Origin of the sequence: Halarchaeum sp. CBA1220 (assembly GCF_003721175.2) — an archaeon.
GTDB lineage: Archaea > Halobacteriota > Halobacteria > Halobacteriales > Halobacteriaceae > Halarchaeum > Halarchaeum grantii.
Genome location: NZ_CP054708.1, coordinates 84,438 through 106,696 on the forward strand (window position 1 = coordinate 84,438; position 22,259 = coordinate 106,696).

The window sequence follows — 22,259 nt, forward strand, 5'->3', positions numbered from 1 at the left end:
TGACGGCCCGTTCCGCATTCGATACGCCCTCTCTCGATATACGACATCAACGTTCGTCAATTAGGAAGGTTAATAATGCTGGATTGGTTTCCATCTGCCATGGCAAATCGTATCACTAAACGGGTTGCCCAAGCCCTGTTAACAGTGGTGGTCGTCATCACCCTCACATTTGGGATGATACGGCTGATGCCGGGGGGACCGATGGACTACCTCAAGGCACAGCTCATCCAGTCCTCGTCGGGTAGCGTGGACATGCAGCGGATCAACGCGCTCGTGCAGGCCTACACGAACATCAACCCGGAGAAACCGGTGCTCCAGCAGTACATCGACTACATGACTGCGGTGCTCTCCGGTGACTTCGGGCGCTCGGTCGTCTACAACCAGCCGGTTTCGGACATCATCGCGAACGCGCTCCCGTGGACGCTCCTCGTGATGGTCGTCTCCATCCTCATGATGTTCGCCATCGGCATCGTCCTCGGCGCCGTGATGGCGTACAACGAGGGCGAACGCATCGACCTCGGCTCCACCATCGTCGGCATCCTGCTCAACTCGATCCCCTACTACGTCGCCGGTATCCTGCTGGTCTACGTCCTCGGCTACCAGCTCCAGTGGTTCCCGACCGGCGGCCGCATGAACACCGAGACCGTCGTCGGGTTCAACTACGCGTTCATCGCGGGCGTCATCCACCACGCCGCGCTCCCGATCGCCTCCCTCGTCATCACCGGCTTCGGCGGGTGGGCGCTCACGATGCGCGGGAACTCCATTCGGGTGCTCGGGGAGGACTACCTCCGCGTCGCGCAACTGCGCGGTCTCCCCTCCAGCCGCATCTCGCTCTGGTACGTCGGTCGGAACGCCATCCTCCCGATGTACACCGGACTGCTGATCTCCATCGGGTTCATCTTCGGCGGCTCCGTCATCCTCGAACAGATCTTCCGTTACCCCGGCGTCGGCTACTACCTCTACCAGTCCATCGGCGCCCGGGACTACCCGCTGATGATGGGCGGGTTCATCGTCATCACGATCACCGTCGTCATCGGCGTGTTCGTCGCCGACGTGACGTACGGCTTCATCGACCCACGGGCTGGTGGTGATAACAATGAGTCCTACTGAGACATCCACAGACGCCGAGACGGACGCGGACGCCTCGATCTTCGACGCCGAGTCGGACACCGAGGTCACCCGCTGGGACCGCTACATGCGGTGGCTCGAGACGTGGCTGTTCGCCTCCGCGCGCATCGCGTGGTCCGACTGGCGGGTTCGTATCGGCTCGCTCATCGTCCTCCTCTACATCCTGATGGGGACGGTCGGCGTCGTGCTCGTCCCCGAGCCGACGATCGGCGCCGGCCCGCGCTACGTCGGGCCGTTCACGGACTGGCAGTTCCCGCTCGGCACCGACAACCTCGGTCGCGGCATCCTCGGGCAGATCGTCCACGCGACGCCGTTCATGCTCCAGATGATCGCCTCCGGTGCCGTCTTCGCCATCGCCGTCGCGACGGCCGTCGGGACGCTCTCCGGCTACAAGCGCGGCACCGTCGACCAAGTGCTCATGACGATCACGGACATCGCGATGACGATTCCCGGTCTCCCGCTGGTCATCGTCCTCTCCGTGCTCCTCCAGCCGAAGAGCCCCATCGTCATCGGTATCGTCCTCACCATCAACGCGTGGGCGGGACTCGCGCGCTCCATCCGCTCGCAGGTGCTCACCATCCGCGAGGAGTCCTACATCGAGGCCTCGCGCACCATCGGCGTGCCGACGAGCACCATCATCCGGGAGGACATCCTCCCGAACCTGATGCCGTACGTCGTCGTCAACTTCGTGCAGGCGGCGCGCAACGTCATCTTCTCCTCGGTCGGCCTCTACTTCCTCGGCCTCCTGCCGACGTCGAAGCCGAACTGGGGCGTCATGATGAGTCGGGCGTACTCGACCGCCGGCGCGCTCTACACGTGGGACACCGCGTACTGGCTCATCTTCCCGATGATCACGATCATTCTGCTCGTCTTCGGGCTCATCCTCTTCGCGCAGGGGACCGACCGTCTGTTCAACCCGCGCGTCCGCGCTCGCCACGCCGGCGGCGGGCCCTCGAAGTCGAGCGGCGACGCCGATGCGGACTCGGGCGAAACCAAGGGGATGTTCTGAACTATGAGTCACCAGACACAACACTTACCGATCTACACGGACGCCGAATCGGACACCATCATCGAGGCGGAGGGGCTCAGCGCCCTCTTCGACCTCGACCGCGGTGAATCGCGCGTGCTGAACGAAGTCGACATGTCCATCGAGCGCGGGGAGATCCTCGGTGTCGTCGGCGAGTCCGGGAGCGGGAAGTCGATGTTCGCGTCCGCGCTCCTCGACGCCGTCCCCGAACCCGGCATCACCACCGGCGACATCACGTTCTACCCGGAGGACGGCGAGCCGGTCGACGTCCTCGACCAGACCGAGGAGGAACTCCGACAGATGCGCTGGGAGGACATCTCGATGGTCTTCCAGGGCGCGATGGACTCGTGGAACCCCACGATGTCCATCGGGAAGCACTTCGAGGAGACGCTCAAAGCCCACGACGTTCCGAAGGGGGAGGGAATGGAGCGCGCACGCGAGCTCATCAACAACGTCTACCTCGACCCGGAGCGCATCCTCAACGCCTACCCGCACGAGCTCTCCGGGGGGATGAAGCAGCGCGCGCTCATCGCGCTCTCGCTCGTCCTCGAACCCGAGATACTCGTGATGGACGAGCCGACGGCCGCGCTCGACCTCCTGATGCAGCGCTCCATCATCGCGCTGCTCTCCGAGCTCCGCGACGAGTACAACCTCACGATGGTGTTCATCACGCACGACCTCGAGCTCGCGGCGGGGCTCGCGAACCGGATCGCCGTCCTCTACGCCTTCGAGTTCGTCGAGGTCGGCACCGCCGACGACATCATCAACGACGGCCACCACCCGTACACGCGCGCGCTCATCAACTCGACGCCGAACTTGGAGACGCCAGTCGAGCACATGGAGCCGATCAGAGGCGAGAGCCCGGACCCGGTGAACGTCCCGACCGGCTGTTCGTACCACTCTCGGTGCCCGCTCGCCGACGAGTTCTGCGAGACGAACGACCCAGACATGATGATCACGAACGAAGACGCGGAGTCGAACGAAGTCGTCCACGCCTCGGCGTGTCACTACTGGGAGCAGGTTCCAGAGGAAGTGCCGCTGCACATCGAGGGGGTGCGTGTCGATGAGTGACGTCGACGAGCCCGTCATTTCGCTCGAGGACGTCGAAGTCCACTTCGAGAACCAGGGCGGGCTCTTCTCCGACCCCGACGTCGTGCAGGCGGTCGACGGCGTCGACCTCGACATCGGCGAGAACGAGATCGTCGCGCTGATCGGCGAATCCGGCTGCGGCAAGACGACGCTCGGAAAGACGGCAATCGGTCTCCAGCGCCCCACCGGTGGTGCCGTGAAATACCGCGGGCAGGACATCTGGAAGGCCCGCGACAAGGACGGCGACATCGACATCCCGTTCGACGAGATCCGCCGCGCGCTCCAGATCATCCACCAGGACCCGGGGAGTTCGCTGAACCCGAACCGTCGCGTGGTGAGTATCCTCGAACGCCCGTTGAAGACGTGGCAGCCGGACATGACGGCCGAGGACCGCGTGGAGCGCATCCACGGGATGCTCGCGCGTGTCGGCATGAAGCCCGCCGAGGACTACGCGGGCCGCTATCCGCATCAGCTCTCGGGCGGCGAGCAACAGCGCGTCGCGCTCATCCGCGCGCTGTTGATGAACCCGGACCTCATCCTCGCGGACGAGGCCGTGAGCGCGCTCGACGTCTCGTTGCGCGTCGACATGATGGACCTGATGCTCGAACTGCAGGACCAGTTCAACACCTCCTACCTGTTCATCAGCCACAACCTCTCGAACGCCCGCTACCTGACGAAGAAGACCGGCGGTCGCATCGGCATCATGTACCTCGGTCGGCTCGTCGAAATCGGCCCGGTCGACGAGGTGCTCCAGAACCCCAAGCACCCGTACGCGAAGGTACTGAAGTGGGCGACGCCGAGTCTGGAGACGGACGCGACGCAGGTTCAGGAGCCGCCGATTCGGGACATCGACATTCCGGACCCGACGAACCCACCGGAGGGCTGTCGCTTCCACACGCGCTGTCCGGAGGCGCGTGAGGTCTGTACGCATCAGGACCCCACGCTCGAGGGGTCGAGCGGGGACGATCACCCGGCCGCCTGTTTCCGGGCGTACGGCGACGACCACGACTACTGGAACAGCCCGTCCGTGGAGGAACTCGAGGAGGAGACGACCGAGGGCGGCGAGGGCGCAACGACGGCGGACTGACTCAGTACTCTTCTCGCTTCAGCTGGCGGATCCGGTAGAGGACGTAGCAGAGCGGGACGAGCGTGACGACGACGATTGCGAGGTCGACGGTCGCGACGACGACGCTCGGGTCCGACGTGTCGAAGGGCTGTGAGAGGAGGATGTAGACGAGGCCGAGGCCGATGAGTGCGTCGGTGACCGCGAGCGCGAACCAGAGCGGCGTGAAGTTCTCTACCGTGTCCCAGAAGGCGTCCCATGACCATCGTGCCATTTCGCTAATCCTGCGCGGCGTCGATCCATAACTCCATCGCCTCGGTGGCTGTCGCGGCTCAGTCGAGGCCGACCCGGCGGCCGCCGGCGGCGGCCGTCTGGACGCCGTCGAGCGCGCGCATGTCCACGAGGCCGTGTTCGCCGTCGGCGGTGGGCGACCGGCCGGTGAGACAGCAGTACGCGAAGTAGTCGAACTGCTCGGTGAGTTCGTTCGACCCGAGGCCCTCGTGGCGGCTCCGCCGGCCGTCGCGTTCGAGGACGACGGTTCGCTCGCCACGGGGGCTGAAGGCGTTCTCGACGGTGATCGCGCCCTCGTCTCCGTCGATTCGGAGGCTGCTCTCGCCGTGCGAGCCGTAGCTCGACCGGCAGAGCGCTTGCACGCCGCCGTCGAACTCGAGGAGGAAGGCGGCGTGTTCGTCGATGACGGGGCCGTCGAAGCGTTCGTCGGGGCTGGTGAGCGAGCCCTGCACGCTCGTCGGATCGGCGTCGAGGACGAAGCGAAGCGTGTTGAGCGGATAGACGCCGATGTCGTAGAGCGAGCCGCCGCCGGCGAGGTCGGGGTCGAGTCGCCACTGGTCGGGGTCGGCGTCCTCGTCCGCGAACATGGGGAACGCGAACGTCCCGCCCGCCTGCGCGACGTCGCCGACGAAGCCGTCGGCGACGAGTTCGCGGACGCGTCGCATCACGGGGTCGGCCTGCATCCGGTAGGCGACCATGAGGGTGACGCCGGCCTCCTCGCAGGCATCGACCATGGCTTCGGCGCGCTCGACGGTGGCCTCCATGGGCTTCTCGCAGATGACGTCCTTGCCCAGTTCGGCGGCCGTCTCGACGTACTCGAGGTGGCGGGCGTTCGGCGTCGCGACGTAGACGGCGTCGTAGGCGTCGCTCCCCTCGCCGTCGTGGAATCGCTCGTAGGTGAGCGCGGTGTCGGCGCCGGCCTCCTCGGCGACGGCGCGGGCTTTCTCGGCCGACCCGCTGACGGTGGCGGTGACGTCGGCGTAGTCGCAGTCGGCAATCGCCGGGAGCGCTTCGTCGCGCGCGAACCAGCCGAGGCCGACGAGCGCGATGCGGACCGTGCCGTCGGCGCCGTCGTCCCAGTCGCGCTCCGCGTAGCCGTCCCTGAACTTGTCGAACGCTGTTGCCGTCTGCATACCCGTTCGTGGTCGCCGGCGGGCATAAAGCTGGACGATGCGGTCGGTGTCTCCGACGTCCGTATCGGCGTCCAGATGTTCTTCATAAATGAACATCTGAGTAGTAGTTTCGGACGATGAATTGGGGAGTCGCACGCCCGCTCGGTAGTCGTGGTGTGTCGTTCGTGAGGGATAGACGCAGCCACGACGCCGTTTACACGAATACTGGTGTAATGTCGAACGACCGGGGGCGCCACACTGACGCGATAGACCGACGACTTTTCGTTCATTATAGATAAACAATCGTTTGTCTGATGGCTGGATGGCGGATATCGACGGGTGGAACGCGAGTACCTAAGGCTGCGCGTTCCGTACGTCCGTGCCGATGCCCGAAGACACGACGCTCCGCGACGCGGCCGACGCGGCCGACTTCCGACTCGGCGCGGCGGTCGCCGCCGACCCCCTGCGAACCGACGCCGGCTACTGGACGTCCCTCAGACGCGGCTTCAACACCGTCACCGCCGAGAACGCCATGAAGATGGGGCCGATGCGCCCCGAACCCGGCGTCTACGACTTCACGGACGCCGACGCCGTCGCGAACTTCGCCGAGGAACACGACATGGCGCTCCGCGGGCACACGCTCGTCTGGCACAACCAACTCCCCGACTGGTTCCAGGAGTGGGACTACACCGACGACCAACTCGCCGCCTTCCTCCGCGACCACGTCCACACCGTCGCCGGCCGCTATCGCGGGACGGTCGAGGCGTGGGACGTCGTGAACGAGGCCGTCGCCGACGACGGCACGATGCGCGACTCCGTCTGGTACGACGCGCTCGGCGACCGCTACCTCGACGACGCCTTCCGCTGGGCGAACGACGTCGCACCCGACGCCGACCTCTTCTACAACGACTACGGCGCGGACGCCGTCAACGAGAAATCCGACGCCATCTACGAGCTACTCGAAGGCATGCTCGACCGTGGCGTCCCCGTCGACGGCGTCGGCCTCCAGATGCACGCTCTCGATGGCGTCCCCGACCCCGAATCGGTCGCCGAGAACGTCCGGCGCTTCAGCGACCTCGGCCTCGACGTCCACGTCACCGAGATGGACGTCGCCTACCCCGAAGCGGACGCCCCCGAGAACCACCGCGAACGACAGGCCGAGGACTACCGCGACATCCTCGACGTCTGCCTCGCCGAGGGCGTCGACACGCTCGTCGTCTGGGGCGTTCGGGACAGCGACTCGTGGATCCCGGAGTGGTTCCCCCACGTCACCGAGGACCCCCTGCTCTTCGACGCGAGCAACGACCCCAAGCCCGCCTACCACGCACTGAAGGAGCGCCTCGAAGACACCGACTAGAATTTCCCCGACACGACCACTTTAGTCGCCGGCGCCGAACACCCGTCTGCGGGGTAGTGGCTACTCGCGGCCGCGTAGCCGCTGAGACGCCCGCACGCGTCGGCGGCCGGCCGCGCGACGCCGGTGGTTTTATGTTCCGAAGGGACCCGGTAGATGGTGAGATGGAACACGCACTCGTCGTCGTCGACGGCACGGACGCACACCGCGACCTCCTCCGGGAGGCCGCCGAGAACGCCAGCGGTACGGACGCGAACCTCCTCCTGCTGATGCTGCTCGACGAATCGGAGTACGAGCACGACCTCGACACCCTCGAGTCCATCGGCGACGTCGAGAACGTCAGCTACGGCGAGGGCACGATTCTGGAGGGCGCAGAGCAGGACGCGCGCGACATCGCACACGAGGTCGTCGACGGCGACTTCGACCTCGAGTGGGACGTGCTCGTCGACGTCGTCGAAGAGGACGAGCGCGCACGCGCCGTCGTACAGGCGGGCGCGGACAACGACTGCGACCACGCGTTCATCGTCGGCCAGAACCGCTCGCCCACGGGCAAAGCCATCTTCGGCGACTTCGCCCAGCGCGTCATCCTCAACTTCGACGGCTACGTGACGGTCGCGACCGAATAACTCACTCCCCGGGGTTCCCCTTCGAGTCGAGTATCTCGCGCATCAGCGAGACGTAGAGCTCGGTCCGCTTCGGATATCCCTCCGCCGTCTCCTCGTCGACCGGCGTCGACGCGAGGTTCGAGACGAAGTCGTCCGTGTAACTCATCGTTTCGAGCGTCTCGCGGACGTCGACGGTGATGGTGTTGTCGTCGTCCGTGTCGAGCCACGCGACGGAGGCCTGCTTGTCGGTGTACTCGATGACGTACTCCTCGCCGCCGAAGAGGTCGACGATGTCCGCGACCGCACCCACCTCGAGCCACCCGTCGTCGGTTTCGACGGCGAACGTCCCGTCCTCGACCCGCGTTTGGTACCGTGTGGCGTCTGTCATGGTTCTTGTCGTACGGGGCGTACTCGATACGGAACGGTCTTTCGGTCCGTGCGACACCCGCGACGAACGAGAGAAAGGCTATAATACGGCGCCTGCACAACCAGTTTCGCATGGACCCGACTACCATGCTCCCGCCGCGGCCGGACCGTCGGTGGACGATAGCCAAGCAGCTCGGCCTCGACACGGCCGTCGTCCGGTTCTGGGGCGAGGAGGAGTGGTGGACGTACGAGTCGCTGCTCGCCGCCCGCGAGCGCTTCGCCGACCACGGCCTCTCGCTCGACGTCGTCGAGGACCGCCCGCCGATGGAGAAGACGGTGCTCGGCCTCGATGGCCGCGACGAGGAGATCGAGACGGTGAAGACGCTCATCCGGAACATGGGCAGACTCGACATCCCGGTCTACTGCTGGGTGTGGACGGAGAACCCGGTCGGCGTGGTCCGCACCTCTGACTCGCTCCCCGTGCGCGGCGACTCGCTCACGACCGCGTACGACCACGCGCTCCTGGAGAAGGCCGACGACCACCCCGCCGCCGGCATCACCGAGGACGAACTCTGGGAGAACCTCCAGTACTTCCTCGACGAGGTCGTCCCGGTCGCCGAGGACGCGGGCGTGAAGATGGCGCTCCACCCCGACGACCCGCCGGTCGACGAACTCCGTGGCGTCCCCCGTATCGTGAACTCCGTCGAGAACTACGAGCGCATCCTCGAGATGCACGAGAGCCCGAATCACGGCGTGACGTTCTGTCAGGGGAACTTCTCGGCGATGGGCGCGGACGTCCCCGAGACCATCCGGACGCTCGGCGAGAAAATCCACTTCGTCCACTTCCGCGACGTCGAGGGGCACGCCGAGGCGTTCAACGAGACGTGGCACGACGAGGGGCAGACGGACATGCGCGCGGCGATGGACGCCTACCTCGACGCCGGCTTCGACGGCCCCATCCGTCCCGACCACGTCCCCCGGATGCTCGACGAGGAGGACCGCTCGGAGGCCCAGTCGGGCTACACCGACATGGGGCGGCTCTTCGCCATCGGCTACATCCGCGGCCTCCTCGAATAGCGCGAGCCACCGCTCCCTCGCCCCCGCGTTCAGTAGATTTATCCGCCGTCTCCGAGCAAGCGACGGTATGGGCTTCATGGACGAGGACTACCTCCTCGACTCGCAAGCGGCCCGCGACCTCTACGACGCCGTCGCGGACCTGCCGATAATCGACCCGCACAACCACGTCGACCTCGAAGAGGTCGTCGAGAACGAGCCGTGGGACGACATCTGGGCGGTCGAGGGCGCGAGCGACCACTACGTCTGGCAGTTGATGCGCAAGCGCGGCGTCGAGGAAGAGAAGATCACGGGCGAGGCGTCGAACCGCGCGAAGTGGAACGCACTCGCGGAGGTGTTCCCGGACTTCGCGGGGAACCCGACCTACGACTGGGTCCACCTCGACCTGAAGCGCCGCTTCGGCATCGAGAAACCGCTGAACGCCGACACCGCCGACGAGATCTGGGACGAGACGAAGGCCCAGCTCGCCGAGGAGTCGATGCGCCCCCAGCAGGTATTGGGCGACATGGGCGTCGAGGTGCTCTGCAGCAGCGACGACCCCACCTCAGACCTCGCGTACCACGAGCGCGCCGTCGAGGAAGTCGAGGGCGTCGACGTCCGGCCGACGTGGCGCCCGGACCGCGCGATGAAGGTGGAGAACGCCGCGTGGGACGAGTTCGTCGCCGACCTCAACGACGCGACCGACGCGGACGTCTCGACGTTCGCGGGCTTCCTCGAGGGCCTCCGCGAGACGCACGACTACTTCGCCGAGCACGGCTGTCTCGCCTGCGACGTCGGTACCGGGACGACGCCGGTCTCGAAGCCCGTGAGCGAGTCGCGCGCCGCCGCAATCTACCGGAAAGCCCGCCGGGGCGACGCGCCCACCGAGTCCGAAATCCGCGACTTCAAGGCCTTCATGCTCGAGTTCGTCGGCGAGCTGAACAGCGAGAAGGGCTGGGTGACCCAGCTCCACATTGGTGCGGTCCGGGACTACCGCGAGGCGCTCTACGAGGACGTCGGCATCAACGCGGGCGGCGACGTCTCCACGCCCGACGTGAACGTCGTCGACGACCTCGACTACTTCTTCGACCGCTTCGACGGCGAGACAGAGACGGTGCTCTACGTCCTCGACCCGACGCATTACGCGAGCGCCACCGTCGTCGCGCGCGCCTACCCGACCGTCAGCATCGGCCCCGCGTGGTGGTTCAACGACAGCCCGATGGGGATGGCGAACCAGCTCGAGCGCGTCGCGAACGTCGACCTCCTCGCGAACCACGCGGGGATGGTGAGCGACTCGCGCAAACTCGTCTCCTACGGCTCGCGCTTCGAGATGTTCCGCCGCACGCTCGCCTCCACGGTCGGCGAGATGGTCGAACAGGGACGCATCCCGCGCGCGAACGCCGAACGCCTCGTTCGGCACGTCGCCTACCGCCGCCCGAAGGAACTCTACGGGCTCTGAGAGCCCGGCATAGCGTCCGTCGCCCACGGGGCGACGTGCTCACGGCTCACTTCGTTGCACGGTCGATCCACGAGTCGCCCGTGCGGCCAGCGGGACCGTCGGTCCCGCGATGCTCACCGTTCGCGTATTCGGTCGAACCGCCGGTTCGACCTACTGCGCGCTCGGGTCGTAGCCGCCGTCGACGGTGATGACTTCGCCCGTCGTGAACGAGGCGCCGTCGCTCGCGAGGTAGATGGCGGTGCCGACCATCTCGTCGGGCGTCGCGACGCGCTCCATCGGCGTTCGCTCGTCGACGGTCTCGCGGAACTCGGAGCCGTCGTCGAGTTTCGGGCCGGCCATCTCCGTCTTCACGAACCCGGGCGCGATGGCGTTCACGCGGATGTCCGGCGCGAGGTCGGCGGCGACGGCGCGCGTCAGGCCGTTCACGCCGCTCTTCGCCGCGCAGTAGGAGGGCCGGGCCTCGCGGGCTTGGTCGGCGGACATCGAGGAGATGTTGATGATGCTTCCCTCGTCCATCTCGCGGGCGAACGCGCGGCAGGCCTTGAAGACGCCCGTGAGGTCGACGGCGATGTCGCGCTCCCACTCCTCGTTCGTCATCTCCGTGACGGGCGTCGTCGCGTTCACGCCCGCCGAGTTCACCAGGACGTCGACGTCGCCGACGTCCGCGACGGTGGCCTCGACGAGCGCGTCGATGTCCGCGTCGCTCGTCACGTCACAGGTCACTTCGGTCGTGCTCGCGCCGCGCTCGCGGAGCTCCTCTGCGACGTCCGCGACGGCGTCCTCGGAGCGACTCGTCGCGACGACGTCCGCGCCGTCCTCGGCGAACCCGAGGGCGATGGCGCGACCGATGCCTCTCGTCCCCCCGATGACGACGGCTGTCTTCCCCTCGACGCTCACGGACGGCATGCTCTCTGCGGCCATGGTCTGCCCTTCTTCGGCCGGCGATTTATACGTGGTGCATGACGCCGGCGACGCCCCGTGCGTCACCGTCGCGGCGTCTCCCGGCGAATAGTCACGTGCTCCGGTACTGCTTTGGGCGTCGCCCGACAGGACACGGGCATGGAAGCCATCGGCAAAGCGACGCGTGGACAGCGACTCGACCCCGACGACGTGACGGTCGCCTACGTGGGCGGCGGGAGCCGACAGTGGGTGCCGAACCTCGTGCAGGACCTCGCGCTCTCCGCATTCGACGGCACCGTGCGGCTCTACGACCTCGACGTCGAGGCCGCCGAACGCAACGCCGAGTTCGGCAACTGGGTGCAGGAGCGCGAGGACGCCACCGCGAACTGGACGTACGAGGCGACCGGCTCGCTCGACGCCGCGCTCGAGGGCGCCGACGTCGTCCTCCTCTCCACGCAGTACGACCCCTCCGAGACGTTCGTCCACGACCTCGACGTCCCCGAGGAGCACGGCATCTACGGCGCCGTCGCCGCCACCATCGGACCCGGCGGTATCTTCCGCGCGATGCGCACCGTCCACGACTACGAGCGCATCGCCGCGCGCGTCCGCGAGCACTGCCCCGACGCGTGGGTGTTCAACTTCACGAACCCCGTCCACTTCGTCACGCGCGCGCTCTACGACGAGTACCCCGACATCAACGCCGTCGGCATGTGCCACGAGGTCCTGCACGCTCGCGCGCACCTCGCGGACCTCGCGAGCGAGCACCTCGACGTGGACGCCGAGCGCGCGGACGTCTCGGTGAACGTCAAGGGCATCAACCACTTCACGTGGATCGACGAGGCCTACTGCGACGGCGTCGACCTCTGGCCGCTGCTCGAAGACGTCGCGGAGAGCGAGGCGGGCACGCGCGAGTTCACGCCAGCCGACCTCGAGGACGCGAGCCCGTTCGTCGACAACTGGCAGGTGTCGTGGGAGCTCTTCCGGCGCTTCGGCGTCCTGCCGTTCGCGGGCGACCGCCACGTCGTCGAATACGCGAACTGGTTCCTCCACGGCGGGCAGGAGGGACTGAACCGCTGGGGCGTCAAGCGCACCGGGAGCGACTTCCGCGCGAAGCACTGGACGCCCGCCGAGTCCGAGCAGACGACCGACGTCGAGGCGTGGCTCGCCGGCGAGAAGGCGTTCGAACTCGAGGCCTCCGGCGAGGCGTTCCTCGACATCCTCGAAGCGCTCGCCGGCGGCGAGTCCGTCGTCACGAACGTCAACCTCCCCAATCGCGGGCAGGTCGAGGGCATCGAGCGCGGCGCGGTCGTCGAGACGAACGCGGTCGTGCGCGCGAGCGAGATCCGCCCGCTCGCCGCCGGCGGCTTCCCCCGCCCCGTCGAGAGCATGATTCGGGGCCACGTCGACACCATCGAGACGATAATCGAGGCCGCCCGCGACGGCGACCTCGACCAGGCCTTCCAGGGGTTCCTCATCGACCCGCAGGTCCGCACGCTCCAGACGGAGGAGGCCGCCGAGCTGTTCGCCGAACTCGTCGCCGCCGAAAAAGAGTACCTCGACGACTGGAACGTCGCGGACGCCGACGTCCTCGACGGCGTCGACGTCGAGGTCTGAGACGGCGCTAGTCGAGGTCGTCCGGGAACGCCGCGGGGAGTGGCGCCGGGCGCTCGGGCGCGCTCTCGACGGTGACGTGCTCGCCCGCCTCGGAGGACGCGCGGACGCCGTCGAGGATCTCGAGGACGTGATACGCGAGGTCGGCGTTCGTCCGGTGCGTCCACCCGTCGTCGCGGATGGCCCGCGCGAGGTCCGCGACGCCCGCCCCGCGTCCGGCCGTGTAGTCGTGTGCCATCTCGACGGTCTCGAAGCCGTCGCCGTCGGAGACGCGCACCGGCCCCTCGAAGTGGTTCGGGTCCGGGACCGCGAGCGTCCCCTCCGTGCCGTAGATTTCGAACGCGGGGGCGGGGAGCGTCGAGTCCTGCGCGTCGAAGCTCGTCGTGACGTTCGCCACCGTCCCGTCACCGAAGTCGATCACGCCGGACTCGTGCGTCGGCACCTCGACGGCTATCTCCTCGCCGGCCCGTGGCTCGCTCGTGATGGTGCGCGTGTCGTGTGCGCGCGTGACCGCCCCGGTGACGCGCTCGGCGGCGCCGAGCAGCGTGACGAGCGCCGTCACGTAGTACGGGCCCATGTCGAAGAGCGGCCCGCCGCCCGCCTTGTAGTAGAGGTCGGGGTTCGGGTGCCACGTCTCGTGGCCGGGCGACGTCCAGACGGCCGTCGCGCCCACCGGCTCACCGATGCGGCCCTCGTCGATGACGCGCCGGCACGTCTGGAGGCCCGCGCCGAGGAACGTGTCGGGCGCCGACCCGACGAGCAGGCCGGCGTCGTCTGCGGCCGCGCGGATGCCCGCCGCGTCCTCGACGGACGCCGCGAGCGGCTTCTCCACGTAGACGTGCTTGCCCGCCGCCAGCATCCGCTCGCAGGTCTCCTCGTGGACCGAGGGCGGCGTCAGGTTCACGACGAGCTCGACGTCCGACTCGACGAACGCCTCGCTCTCCAGCGCCTCGATGCCGTACTCGGCGGCCGTCGCCTCCGCGCGCTCCATATCGAGGTCGGTGCACGCGACGATGTCGTACTCCTCGAAGCGGTCGTTCGCCCCGAGGTAGGCGTCGCTGATGGTTCCGCAGCCGAGAATCCCGACTCGTACAGGCTCCATGTCCCCGTCCAGGGCAACCGTCACCATAAACCGCCCGGGAATCGGGGCGTGGGGCGACGCGCGCCGGCCCCGTCCCTCACTCGACGACGGCGTCGAGGCGCTCTGCCAGCCCGTCGCCGATGGCCGCCATCCCCGCGTCGCCCGGATGCAGGAGGTCCGCGCCGAGCCCCGTGAGGTCGAGGAGCTCCGGGCCCTCGACGACGTGGCAGTTCTCCCGGTCGGCGTCCGCGACGATTTCGCGCAGCGCCCCCCGATAGGCCGCCGCGTGCTCGGCGTCCCCCGCCGCCGTCAGGTCGTCGTGGTACGGGAAGAGCGTGATGCAGACGACGGGCGTCTCCGGGTTCGCGTCCGCGACGGTGTTCACGAAGTAGTCGGCGCGCTCGCGGAAGGTCTCGGGCTCGAACCCGCCGGTGTTCGCCATGTTCACGGAGAGCGCGAGCGTCGCGACGTCCCAGTCGTCGCGCCCGGCGATGTGGTCGGCCATCGCCGCCTCGCAGTACGCCGAGCCGGAGCACCCGAGGTTCAGCGCGTCGTAGCCGTTCTCGCGCGCGACCTGCGAGACGTAGTCCGTGTGGAGCGCGGACGCCGCCGCGCCCTCCGTGATCGAGGTCCCGTACGCGAGGTGGCGCTTTCCGGGGAGTTCGTCGTCGCGCGGTGGCCGGCAGTCGCCGCTGACGCCGTGGAGCGCGGCGGCCGTCCGGCGCTCGAAGCGAATCCGGCACACTCGCGGGTCGAACCGCCCCGTGTCCGCCGCCGTCGCGAGGTCCGCGAGTCGCTCCGGCACCGAGAGCGAGAGCGTCTCCGGCTCCGGGCCGATTGCCGTCGGCTCCCACGGCTGGAAGACGCCCCAGAACACCCGCACCTGCGTCTCCTCGGCCGCCGAGAGCGTCACCTCTATCGTCGTCTCGTCGTCCGCCGGGACGAACCGGACCTCGCTTCCCGTCGGATGCCGGACGCGGTCTCGCGCCGTCTCGTTCAGCTCCTCGCCGACCGACGCCGGGACGCGACAGAGGCGCTCGCCGCCGTCTGCCCACTCCGCCGGCACGGTCTCCGCGACGTTGTGCAGCGACACCGGATACTCCGCTGACTCCATACGCACCGACTCGGCTGACGACCGTATGAGGCTATCGGACGGCACTCGACGAGGCTACGTTTCGTCGAACTGGGCGTCGCTTCGCGCCGCGTGCTCGACGAAACATACGTTTCGCCGAACTGGGCGTCGCTTCGCGCCGCGTGCTCGACGAAACATACGTTTCGCCGAACTGGGCGTCGCTTCGCGCCGCGTGCTCGACGAAACATACGTTTCGCCGAACTCCTGAAGACGTGTCTTCCGTGCCCGACGAAACTACGTTTCGTCGAACAGCTCCTCGCCCTCCAACAGGTGCTCGGCGACGACGTCGAGGTCGAGCGTGACGCCGAGACCGGGGTCGTCCGGGAGCTCGATGCGCCCCGGTTCGAGGACGTCCTCCTCGACGACGTCGCCCCACCACGGGACGTCGCGGGCGTGGTACTCGAGCGCGAGGAAGTTCGAGGCGGCGGCGCCGACGTGCGCGGACGCCATCGTCCCGACCGGGGAGGCGACGTTGTGGAGCGCGAGCGGAATGGAGTAGGCCTTCGCCATGTCCGCGATCTTCTTCGTCTCCAGCATCCCGCCGTTCTTCGGGACGTCCGGGTGGATGACGTCGACGCCCTGCTCCTCGAGGAGGCGGCGCGCGCCCTCGACGCGGTAGACGTTCTCGCCGGCCGCGATAGTGACGTCCGTGTCGCGCGTGACGCGCATCTGGACGTCGTGGTTCTCCGGCGGGACGGCGTCCTCGAGCCACCAGACGCCGTCGTCCTCGATGGCGGCGGCGAGACGCCGAACGGTGTCGGCCGTCCAACTCCAGTGGCAGTCGAAGGCGACGTCCGCTCGGTCGCCGACGCGGTCGGTGACCGTCTCGACGATCTCCGCGCGGTAGTCGATAGCGCGCGCGTTCAGGTGCTTGTTCTTCCGGTCGATGACGTGCTTGTCCGGGCTGTCGAGGTCGAACTTCACGGCGTCCCACCCTTCGTCGACGACCGCCTCGGCGGCGTCCGCGTACGCTTCCGGGCGATACGTGCCCTCGTCATCGCTCTCGGCGGCGTCGTGGAGGTGCGCGCCCGCGTGGACGTCGCAGTAGACGCGGACGGCGTCGCGGTGCTTCCCGCCGAGCAACTGGTAGGCGGGCACCTCGAGGAGCTTTCCGGCGAGGTCGTGGAGCGCGACGTCGATGCCCGACATCGCGGTCACGCCGACGCCGTTCATCCCGCCGAGATAGGAGAGGCCGTCGTAGAGCTCCGTCATCCGTGCGTCGACGTCGAGCGGGCTCGTCCCGACGAGCAGCTCTTTCGCGTGCTCGACGTACGCGTCGGCGGCCGGCCCGAGCACGAGTTCGCCGGTGCCGGTGACGCCCGCGTCCGCGTAGACGCGGACGAGCGTCCACTCGAAGGTGGTGCCGATGCGCGTCGTCTGGACGTCCGTGATCTCCACGTCGCGAACGTCGCTCCGTGCTACCATGGCCCTCTTCGGTCGGCGTCGGGCATAAAGGAGGCAGTACCGGAAACCCGTCGGGTGTTTCTACAGGGTTCCATAGCGCTCCCAGACCTCGTAGACGCTGTCGCCGTCGCGGACGTCGCGCCGGACGTCGTTCTCGGTTTCGAGCGCCTCCTCGCCGCGCTCGATGACCTCCGCGACGTCGTCGGGGTCGATGACGGCGATGGACTCGTAGTCCGCGAAGACCACGTCGCCGGGGTCGATAGTGACGCCCTCGACCTGGACGGGGACGTCCCACTCGCGGAAGCTCACGCGGCCGAACGACTCGATGGCGCTGTGGCCGCCCGCCCACACGGGGAACTCGTGCTCCTCGATCATCCGCGAGTCGCGCGTCGGGCCGTCGATGAGCGCGCCGACCGCGCCGTTCTCCTGGACGATGGTGCTCAGCAACTCGCCCCAGAGGCCGACCTGCGTGTCCGGGGACGCCATCACGACGAAGTCCCCCTCCTCTGCGGCTTCGAGGTACTGGAAGAACTCCGAGTCGCGCGGGTCGTCCGCGCCCGCCTCCTCGTAGCCGACTTCGACGCGCTGGGCCGGATGCGCCGTCCCGATGACGGGCTCGCGGCTCCAGAGCGCCTCCAGTCGCGTGCACGGGATGACGTTGTTCGTGATGCCCATCTCGTCGGTCACGTCGTTGACGATGGCGCTGTGGAGGTTCGACAGCCGTTCGCGTTGCTCGGTGGGTATTCCCATGGGTGGTCGTCTCTACCGTCTCGGAGCCGCCGCATACCCGTGGTGTCTCCGGCAACCCGCGCGGGGTTCGCGTCGTCGGGTGCGAAGCACTAATGACCGCTCGCACGTATCCACCGGCATGACCAGCGCACGCTCGGTCCTCCTCATCGGCGGGAACCGCTTCCCCTTCCACCGCTTCGAGACGAACGGCCCGCTCCTCGCCGACGCCATTCCGGACGGTATCGACGTCACGCGCACCACCGAGAAGGCCGCGCTCGAAGACCTCTCCGGGTACGACGCCGTCGTCGACTACCTCACGGACAGCACGCTCAGCGACGCCCAGCGCGACGGCCTCCTCGACTTCGTCGCGGACGGTGGGGGCTACCTCGGCGTCCACTGCGCGGCCGACCTGACGAACACCGCCGCCGACGACCCGGACGCCGTCATCGACGCGCGCGAGGAGCCGTTCCCCGAACTGCGCGAGCTCGTCGGCGGGCACTTCCTCACGCACCCCGAACAGACGACGTACGACGTCAGCGTCGTCGACCACTATCACCCCGTCACGGCCGCGCTCGAGGACTTCGCGGTCCACGACGAGCCGTACGTCCTCGACGTCGACGACGACGTGCGCGTGCTCGCGCGCATGGACCACCCCGAGCACGCCGACATGCCGGTCGCGTGGACGAACGAGTACGGCGACGGGCGCGTCTTCTACTCCTCGCTCGGCCACGACGAGGCCTCGCTCACGAATGACGCCGTCCGCGCCCTCCTCGCGAACGCCGTCCGCTGGGTCACGCGCGATTGAACGCGCGATAGGTGCGTTTTTCTGCTCGCGCTTCGTCCGTGACCGCATGACACGCGTCACGGTCTGGAACGAGTTCGTCCACGAGCAGGAGAACGACACCGTCGCCGAACTCTACCCCGACGGCATCCACGCCGTCATCGCCGACGCGCTCGAGGAGGGCGGCTTCGACGTCGAGACCGCCACCCTCCACGACCACGAACACGGCCTCACCGAGGACGTCCTCGCCGAGACGGACGTCCTCACGTGGTGGGGGCACGCCGCCCACGACCACGTCGAGGACCACGTCGTCGAGCGCGTCAAACGCCACGTCGTCGAGGAGGGGATGGGCCTGCTCGTCCTCCACTCCGGGCACTTCTCGAAGATCTTCAAGTCCCTGATGGGCACGACGTGCGACCTGAAGTGGCGCGAGGCCGGCGAGACCGAGCGCCTCTGGGTCACCGACCCCGCCCACCCCATCGCCGAGGGCCTCCCCGAGTCCTTCGAGGTGCCCGAGGCCGAGATGTACGGCGAGCACTTCGACATCCCCCAACCCGACGCCCTCGTCTTCAACTCCTGGTTCGAGGGCGGCGAGACCTTCCGCTCGGGCTGCGTCTTCCACCGGGGGAAGGGCCGCATCTTCTACTTCCGCCCCGGCCACGAGACCTACCCGGTCTACCACCAGGACGAGGTCCGGCAGGTCCTGCGAAACGCCGCCGAGTGGGCGGCGCGCGACGACGACGCGCCCGACATCACGCGCGGGAACGTCGACCCCATCGAGGACATCGACACCAGCGACGACCGCACCGTCCACTGACGCGCCCGCCTTTTTCGCGCGCTCGACGTAGCGGTGCCGCTCCCCCTCCTCTCGGTAGATACCGCTCCCGCTCGACGGCCCGGACGCGACCCCGATTTGCTATCGCGGCATAGAGTTTATGCGTTCGATGCGGTACAGCGGCGAAAACACGTCTTGTTCGGTTGTCTGGTAGCGGACAACGGTACAAGACAACCTATTTGTGTGCTGACCGTCTCGCTCTACCCACCGAAACCGGCGGGCTTAGAACACCGCACCCCCGCCGCGAGCGCTATGAGTGACCACAGCTACGCGACGATGGACGAAGCGGACTGCGCCGCCTTCCTCCGCGAGACCGTCGTCCCCGAGATGCGCGCCGACCCCGACTGCGAGCGCCGTCCCGACGCCGACCCACCCACCTATCGGTGGCTGAACGGCCGGTATCCGGGGTTCGTCAAGCACCTCCAGCGCGAGCTCGACGCCTCCCCGGCCGACTTCTACCGCGAGCACGTCTTCGACGGCGCGGACGACGACGCCTACGACTGGGGGCTCCCGGAGGGCGAGGCCGCCGAACGCACCCGCGAGCGCCTCGACGCGCACCTCGACGAACTCCGGTATCGCGGCCACCCGGAGTCGACGATTCGCCCGTACCGCGCGCGCCTGAAGAAGTACGTCCGGCTCTACTGCGACCTCCACGGCCCCGACCTGCTCGACGGCCTCCGCGACGAATCCCGTCGCGCCGAGGAAATCGACCGCGCGTTCACCGTGTGTAAGGTCCTCGACCGCACCCTCCAGACCCCGGCCGCGCGCCGGAAGTACGTCGAGGACGTCCGGCGCTTCTACCGCGAACTCGTCGACGCGGGCTACGTCGCCTACAACCCGATGCGCCGCATGGAGACCCGCCTCGGCCTCGACGTCCCCGAGTGGGACAACCCCTCGCTCTCCGAGGACGACGTCGCGGCGCTCTGGCGGGCGACGGAGAGCCGCCGCGAACGCCTCCTCGTCGTCGGCCTCTGCGGGTGGGGGTTGCGCCCCTCCGAACTCGCCGCGCTCCACGCCCGACAGGTCGTCCTCGACCCCGACGAGGACGACTACCCGTACCTCGACTTCCGCGACGGCGACCGGAAGAACGGCCCCGGGACGGTGTCGATGCTCGCGGGCGCGGACGTCCTCGACGCGCGCCTCGACGCCGTCGCCGAGAGGGACGGCTGGACGGGCTACGTCTTCCCCTCGGCGACGGCCGACGCGGGACACGTCCACGTCGACACCCTCCGCCGGTGGTTCGCCGACCTCGTCGAGCGCGCGGGCGTGACGGTGCGCGGCGAGGCACCGACCCCGAAGTACGGGCGGCGGTTCTGGTACTCGCTCTACGGCGAGGCCGTCGTCGACGTCGCCGAGCGCTTCACGCCCGTCGCCGAAGCGCAGGGCTCCGCCGACGCCTCCGTTGTCCTCGAGAACTACCTGAGCGAGGCCGACCGCCGCATGCATCTGCGAACCGTGATGTCGGACTCGCTCTCCGGACTGTTCGCGTAGATACACTCCATGGCGCTATACTGAAACGGGCGACGCCTTCGCCGTCGCGGGCGTCGCCCACGCCGTCACACCACCCCGCCGTGTCCGCAGTTGTCTGGAACGGTGATCACCCGTCTCGGGGGCGAGTGACGGCGAACTCGCCGCCTCACGGGGCGGGATTCGGCGTCGACATCGACCCCGCGCCCTCGACCGCTACCGCGACGACGTACTCACTACTCGCGCGCACGGAGCGCGATGCGCTCACCGGTCCGGCCCCATCCTCTTTGTCGCCTGATGCCGTACGCTCCTGTATGACCGACCGACCACACGTCGTCGTCCTCGGGGCGTACGGGAGCGCGGGCGCGGCCGCCGCGAGCGAACTCGCCGAGATGGACGTCCGGCTGACGCTCGTGGACGACGGCGACCCCGGTGGCGGGCTCTGCATCCTCCGTGGCTGTATGCCCTCGAAGGCCGTCCTCTCGGCGACCGCGCATCGCTATCAGGCGCGCCACGACCCTCGCTTGGACGGCGAGGCACCCGAGGTGGACCTCGAACGCACCGTCGCGCACAAGGACGACCACGTCCTCGACTGGGCGGCGTCGCGCCGCGAGTCCATCCACGGCCTCGCGGAGCGCGAGCACGTCGAGTTCGTCCACGACACCGGCCACCTCGTCGATGCGCACACCGTTCGGGTCGGCGGACGCGACCTCGACGCGGACTACGTCGTCGTCGCCACGGGGTCGTCGCTGAACGTCCCCGACCTCTCGGGTCTCGACGCGGTCGACTGGATGGGGAGCGCGGACGTCCTCGACGCGACCGAGTTCCCGGACTCCGGGGTCGTGATGGGCTTCGGCTACGTCGGGCTCGAACTCGTTCCCTACCTGAGCGAGGCCACCGGGATGGACCTCACGGTCATCGAGCACGACGCGCGGCCGCTGGACCGGGCGGCCGACCGGCTCGGCGACGAACTCCTCGCCTGCTATCGCGAGGAGTTCGGCGTCGAGATACGGACCGAGGTCCGCGAGGAGTCCGTCGAGCGAACCGGCGACGGCGGCGTCCGCGTCCGCCTCGACGACGGGAGCGACGTCGAGGCCGACCGGCTCTTCCTCTTCACCGGTCGCAGGCCGAACGTCCACGGAATCGGCCTCGAGAACGCCGGTATCGACGTCGGGGCGGGGGACTGGGTGGACCCCGCGACGATGCAGTGCCGGGACGCCGCGACCGTCTTCGTCGCGGGTGATGCGCTCGGCGAGCGGATGCTCCTCCACCACTCGAAGGAGGAGGGGAGCACGGTCGCGGAGAACGTCCGCCGCGCGGTCGCCGGTGAGCGCCTCACCGAGTACGACCCCATCCATCACGAGGTGGCGTTCGCGGGCGCGAGCGTCTATCCGTACGCGTCGCTCGGGCTGACCGCCGAGGAAGCGAGGGGCGCGGGCCACGAGGTCGTCGTCGCGTCGCGCGACGCCACCGACGACGGCATCTTCAAGCTGAAGGAGGCGCGCTGGGGGCACGCCCGCCTCGTCGTCGACGCCGACGACGGGACGGTGCTCGGTTATCACGGTCTCCACTACGAGGCGGACGTGATGGCGAAGACGATGCAGGTCGTCCTGGAGAACGAACTCGACGTCCGCGACGTCCCGGAGCGGGCCTACCACCCGACGACGCCCGAGATACTCGACGGCCTCGTCCGGGACGCCCGCGCGGCGCTCGACTGACGCGCCCGGTCGCGGTGCGCGTCCCTCGACGACGGGAGAAGATTTCGTCCACAT

The 22,259-nt window shown here is 68.3% G+C and carries 21 protein-coding genes; 13 read left to right on the top strand and 8 right to left on the bottom strand.

The window, feature by feature from the left end; genetic code table 11:
• Window positions 1–99 precede the first annotated feature (99 nt).
• From EFA46_RS10960 to EFA46_RS16395, 4 genes are read left to right on the top strand one after another with little or no spacing between them, the layout of a single operon-like run.
• Window positions 100–1,110 (top strand): ABC transporter permease, encoded by a 1,011-nt coding sequence (locus EFA46_RS10960; protein WP_123078360.1) that lies wholly within the window; start codon window positions 100–102, stop codon window positions 1,108–1,110.
• A complete protein-coding gene (locus EFA46_RS10965; protein ID WP_123078362.1) occupies window positions 1,097–2,137 on the top strand; it encodes an ABC transporter permease in 1,041 nt (346 codons plus the stop codon). Before EFA46_RS10960 ends, EFA46_RS10965 begins: the two co-directional genes overlap by 14 nt.
• Before the next feature lie 3 nt (window positions 2,138–2,140).
• The gene (locus EFA46_RS16390; RefSeq protein ID WP_123078364.1) at window positions 2,141–3,226 is read left to right on the top strand and encodes an ABC transporter ATP-binding protein; all 1,086 of its coding nucleotides are present in this window, start codon (window positions 2,141–2,143) and stop codon (window positions 3,224–3,226) included.
• The gene (locus EFA46_RS16395) at window positions 3,219–4,331 is read left to right on the top strand and encodes an ABC transporter ATP-binding protein (protein WP_123078366.1); all 1,113 of its coding nucleotides are present in this window, start codon (window positions 3,219–3,221) and stop codon (window positions 4,329–4,331) included. The genes EFA46_RS16390 and EFA46_RS16395 overlap by 8 nt, the downstream gene beginning before the upstream one ends.
• A gap of 1 nt (window position 4,332) precedes the next feature.
• Here EFA46_RS16395 and EFA46_RS10980 read toward each other — a convergent pair whose 3' ends face one another.
• Window positions 4,333–4,581, bottom strand: a complete 249-nt coding sequence (locus EFA46_RS10980) for a hypothetical protein (protein ID WP_123078368.1) — start codon at window positions 4,579–4,581, stop codon at window positions 4,333–4,335.
• A gap of 58 nt (window positions 4,582–4,639) precedes the next feature.
• Window positions 4,640–5,731 carry a D-xylose 1-dehydrogenase Gfo6 gene (gene gfo6 / locus EFA46_RS10985; protein ID WP_123078370.1) on the bottom strand — a complete coding sequence of 364 codons (1,092 nt, stop codon included), beginning with the start codon at window positions 5,729–5,731 and terminating at the stop codon, window positions 4,640–4,642.
• A 364-nt stretch (window positions 5,732–6,095) separates the two neighbouring features.
• On the opposite strand from gfo6, the gene EFA46_RS10990 reads away from it, so the two are divergent.
• A complete protein-coding gene (locus tag EFA46_RS10990) occupies window positions 6,096–7,067 on the top strand; it encodes an endo-1,4-beta-xylanase (RefSeq protein ID WP_123078372.1) in 972 nt (323 codons plus the stop codon).
• Window positions 7,068–7,228: 161 nt separating this feature from the next.
• Window positions 7,229–7,690 (top strand): universal stress protein, encoded by a 462-nt coding sequence (locus EFA46_RS10995; protein WP_123078374.1) that lies wholly within the window; start codon window positions 7,229–7,231, stop codon window positions 7,688–7,690.
• A gap of 1 nt (window position 7,691) precedes the next feature.
• On the opposite strand, the gene EFA46_RS11000 is transcribed toward EFA46_RS10995, so the two are convergent.
• The gene (locus EFA46_RS11000) at window positions 7,692–8,057 is read right to left on the bottom strand and encodes a hypothetical protein (protein WP_123078376.1); all 366 of its coding nucleotides are present in this window, start codon (window positions 8,055–8,057) and stop codon (window positions 7,692–7,694) included.
• Between the two features lie 110 nt (window positions 8,058–8,167).
• Between EFA46_RS11000 and EFA46_RS11005 the strand changes: the two genes are divergently transcribed.
• Both EFA46_RS11005 and uxaC read left to right on the top strand, forming a co-directional pair.
• The gene (locus EFA46_RS11005; RefSeq protein ID WP_255494114.1) at window positions 8,168–9,112 is read left to right on the top strand and encodes a mannonate dehydratase; all 945 of its coding nucleotides are present in this window, start codon (window positions 8,168–8,170) and stop codon (window positions 9,110–9,112) included.
• A 67-nt stretch (window positions 9,113–9,179) separates the two neighbouring features.
• A complete protein-coding gene (gene uxaC / locus EFA46_RS11010; RefSeq protein WP_123078378.1) occupies window positions 9,180–10,547 on the top strand; it encodes a glucuronate isomerase in 1,368 nt (455 codons plus the stop codon).
• 150 nt (window positions 10,548–10,697) lie between these two features.
• On the opposite strand, the gene EFA46_RS11015 is transcribed toward uxaC, so the two are convergent.
• Window positions 10,698–11,468 (bottom strand): SDR family NAD(P)-dependent oxidoreductase, encoded by a 771-nt coding sequence (locus EFA46_RS11015; RefSeq protein WP_123078380.1) that lies wholly within the window; start codon window positions 11,466–11,468, stop codon window positions 10,698–10,700.
• Between the two features lie 138 nt (window positions 11,469–11,606).
• Between EFA46_RS11015 and EFA46_RS11020 the strand changes: the two genes are divergently transcribed.
• Window positions 11,607–13,061: a glycoside hydrolase family 4 gene (locus tag EFA46_RS11020; RefSeq protein WP_123078382.1), complete on the top strand. Its 1,455-nt coding sequence runs from the start codon at window positions 11,607–11,609 to the stop codon at window positions 13,059–13,061.
• Between the two features lie 7 nt (window positions 13,062–13,068).
• On the opposite strand, the gene EFA46_RS11025 is transcribed toward EFA46_RS11020, so the two are convergent.
• The 4 genes from EFA46_RS11025 to EFA46_RS11040 form a co-directional block, all read right to left on the bottom strand.
• Window positions 13,069–14,160, bottom strand: a complete 1,092-nt coding sequence (locus EFA46_RS11025; protein WP_123078384.1) for a Gfo/Idh/MocA family protein — start codon at window positions 14,158–14,160, stop codon at window positions 13,069–13,071.
• 76 nt (window positions 14,161–14,236) lie between these two features.
• Entirely contained in the window at window positions 14,237–15,253 is a 1,017-nt protein-coding gene (locus tag EFA46_RS11030) for a GDSL-type esterase/lipase family protein (protein ID WP_123078386.1), read from the bottom strand.
• Window positions 15,254–15,505: 252 nt separating this feature from the next.
• Window positions 15,506–16,696, bottom strand: a complete 1,191-nt coding sequence (locus EFA46_RS11035; RefSeq protein WP_123078388.1) for a mandelate racemase/muconate lactonizing enzyme family protein — start codon at window positions 16,694–16,696, stop codon at window positions 15,506–15,508.
• 60 nt (window positions 16,697–16,756) lie between these two features.
• Window positions 16,757–17,425, bottom strand: a complete 669-nt coding sequence (locus EFA46_RS11040) for an RraA family protein (protein WP_123078390.1) — start codon at window positions 17,423–17,425, stop codon at window positions 16,757–16,759.
• Between the two features lie 118 nt (window positions 17,426–17,543).
• On the opposite strand from EFA46_RS11040, the gene EFA46_RS11045 reads away from it, so the two are divergent.
• The 4 genes from EFA46_RS11045 (at window position 17,544) to EFA46_RS11060 (ending at window position 22,205) form a co-directional block, all read left to right on the top strand.
• Complete coding sequence (locus tag EFA46_RS11045) at window positions 17,544–18,209, top strand: ThuA domain-containing protein (RefSeq protein ID WP_123078392.1); 666 nt, start codon at window positions 17,544–17,546, stop codon at window positions 18,207–18,209.
• Window positions 18,210–18,255: 46 nt separating this feature from the next.
• The gene (locus tag EFA46_RS11050; RefSeq protein WP_123078394.1) at window positions 18,256–19,002 is read left to right on the top strand and encodes a ThuA domain-containing protein; all 747 of its coding nucleotides are present in this window, start codon (window positions 18,256–18,258) and stop codon (window positions 19,000–19,002) included.
• Between the two features lie 270 nt (window positions 19,003–19,272).
• Window positions 19,273–20,511 carry an integrase gene (locus EFA46_RS11055; RefSeq protein WP_255494115.1) on the top strand — a complete coding sequence of 413 codons (1,239 nt, stop codon included), beginning with the start codon at window positions 19,273–19,275 and terminating at the stop codon, window positions 20,509–20,511.
• A 290-nt stretch (window positions 20,512–20,801) separates the two neighbouring features.
• Entirely contained in the window at window positions 20,802–22,205 is a 1,404-nt protein-coding gene (locus EFA46_RS11060; RefSeq protein WP_123078396.1) for an NAD(P)/FAD-dependent oxidoreductase, read from the top strand.
• Window positions 22,206–22,259 lie beyond the last annotated feature (54 nt).

Excerpts from the sequence above, each read along its gene's own strand:
- EFA46_RS11040 (WP_123078390.1), bottom strand. The coding sequence starts at position 17,425 with ATGGGAATACCCACCGAGCAACGCGAACGGCTGTCGAACCTCCACAGC.
- EFA46_RS11015 (WP_123078380.1), bottom strand. The coding sequence starts at position 11,468 with ATGGCCGCAGAGAGCATGCCGTCCGTGAGCGTCGAGGGGAAGACAGCC.
- EFA46_RS11000 (WP_123078376.1), bottom strand. The coding sequence starts at position 8,057 with ATGACAGACGCCACACGGTACCAAACGCGGGTCGAGGACGGGACGTTC.
- EFA46_RS10995 (WP_123078374.1), top strand. The coding sequence starts at position 7,229 with ATGGAACACGCACTCGTCGTCGTCGACGGCACGGACGCACACCGCGAC.
- EFA46_RS11020 (WP_123078382.1), top strand. The coding sequence starts at position 11,607 with ATGGAAGCCATCGGCAAAGCGACGCGTGGACAGCGACTCGACCCCGAC.
- EFA46_RS11025 (WP_123078384.1), bottom strand. The coding sequence starts at position 14,160 with ATGGAGCCTGTACGAGTCGGGATTCTCGGCTGCGGAACCATCAGCGAC.
- EFA46_RS11045 (WP_123078392.1), top strand. The coding sequence starts at position 17,544 with ATGACCAGCGCACGCTCGGTCCTCCTCATCGGCGGGAACCGCTTCCCC.
- EFA46_RS11030 (WP_123078386.1), bottom strand. The coding sequence starts at position 15,253 with ATGGAGTCAGCGGAGTATCCGGTGTCGCTGCACAACGTCGCGGAGACC.
- EFA46_RS11055 (WP_255494115.1), top strand. The coding sequence starts at position 19,273 with ATGAGTGACCACAGCTACGCGACGATGGACGAAGCGGACTGCGCCGCC.
- EFA46_RS11035 (WP_123078388.1), bottom strand. The coding sequence starts at position 16,696 with ATGGTAGCACGGAGCGACGTTCGCGACGTGGAGATCACGGACGTCCAG.
- EFA46_RS10960 (WP_123078360.1), top strand. The coding sequence starts at position 100 with ATGGCAAATCGTATCACTAAACGGGTTGCCCAAGCCCTGTTAACAGTG.
- EFA46_RS11050 (WP_123078394.1), top strand. The coding sequence starts at position 18,256 with ATGACACGCGTCACGGTCTGGAACGAGTTCGTCCACGAGCAGGAGAAC.
- EFA46_RS10990 (WP_123078372.1), top strand. The coding sequence starts at position 6,096 with ATGCCCGAAGACACGACGCTCCGCGACGCGGCCGACGCGGCCGACTTC.
- EFA46_RS10980 (WP_123078368.1), bottom strand. The coding sequence starts at position 4,581 with ATGGCACGATGGTCATGGGACGCCTTCTGGGACACGGTAGAGAACTTC.
- EFA46_RS11005 (WP_255494114.1), top strand. The coding sequence starts at position 8,168 with ATGGACCCGACTACCATGCTCCCGCCGCGGCCGGACCGTCGGTGGACG.
- gfo6 (WP_123078370.1), bottom strand. The coding sequence starts at position 5,731 with ATGCAGACGGCAACAGCGTTCGACAAGTTCAGGGACGGCTACGCGGAG.
- EFA46_RS16395 (WP_123078366.1), top strand. The coding sequence starts at position 3,219 with ATGAGTGACGTCGACGAGCCCGTCATTTCGCTCGAGGACGTCGAAGTC.
- EFA46_RS16390 (WP_123078364.1), top strand. The coding sequence starts at position 2,141 with ATGAGTCACCAGACACAACACTTACCGATCTACACGGACGCCGAATCG.
- EFA46_RS11060 (WP_123078396.1), top strand. The coding sequence starts at position 20,802 with ATGACCGACCGACCACACGTCGTCGTCCTCGGGGCGTACGGGAGCGCG.
- uxaC (WP_123078378.1), top strand. The coding sequence starts at position 9,180 with ATGGGCTTCATGGACGAGGACTACCTCCTCGACTCGCAAGCGGCCCGC.
- EFA46_RS10965 (WP_123078362.1), top strand. The coding sequence starts at position 1,097 with ATGAGTCCTACTGAGACATCCACAGACGCCGAGACGGACGCGGACGCC.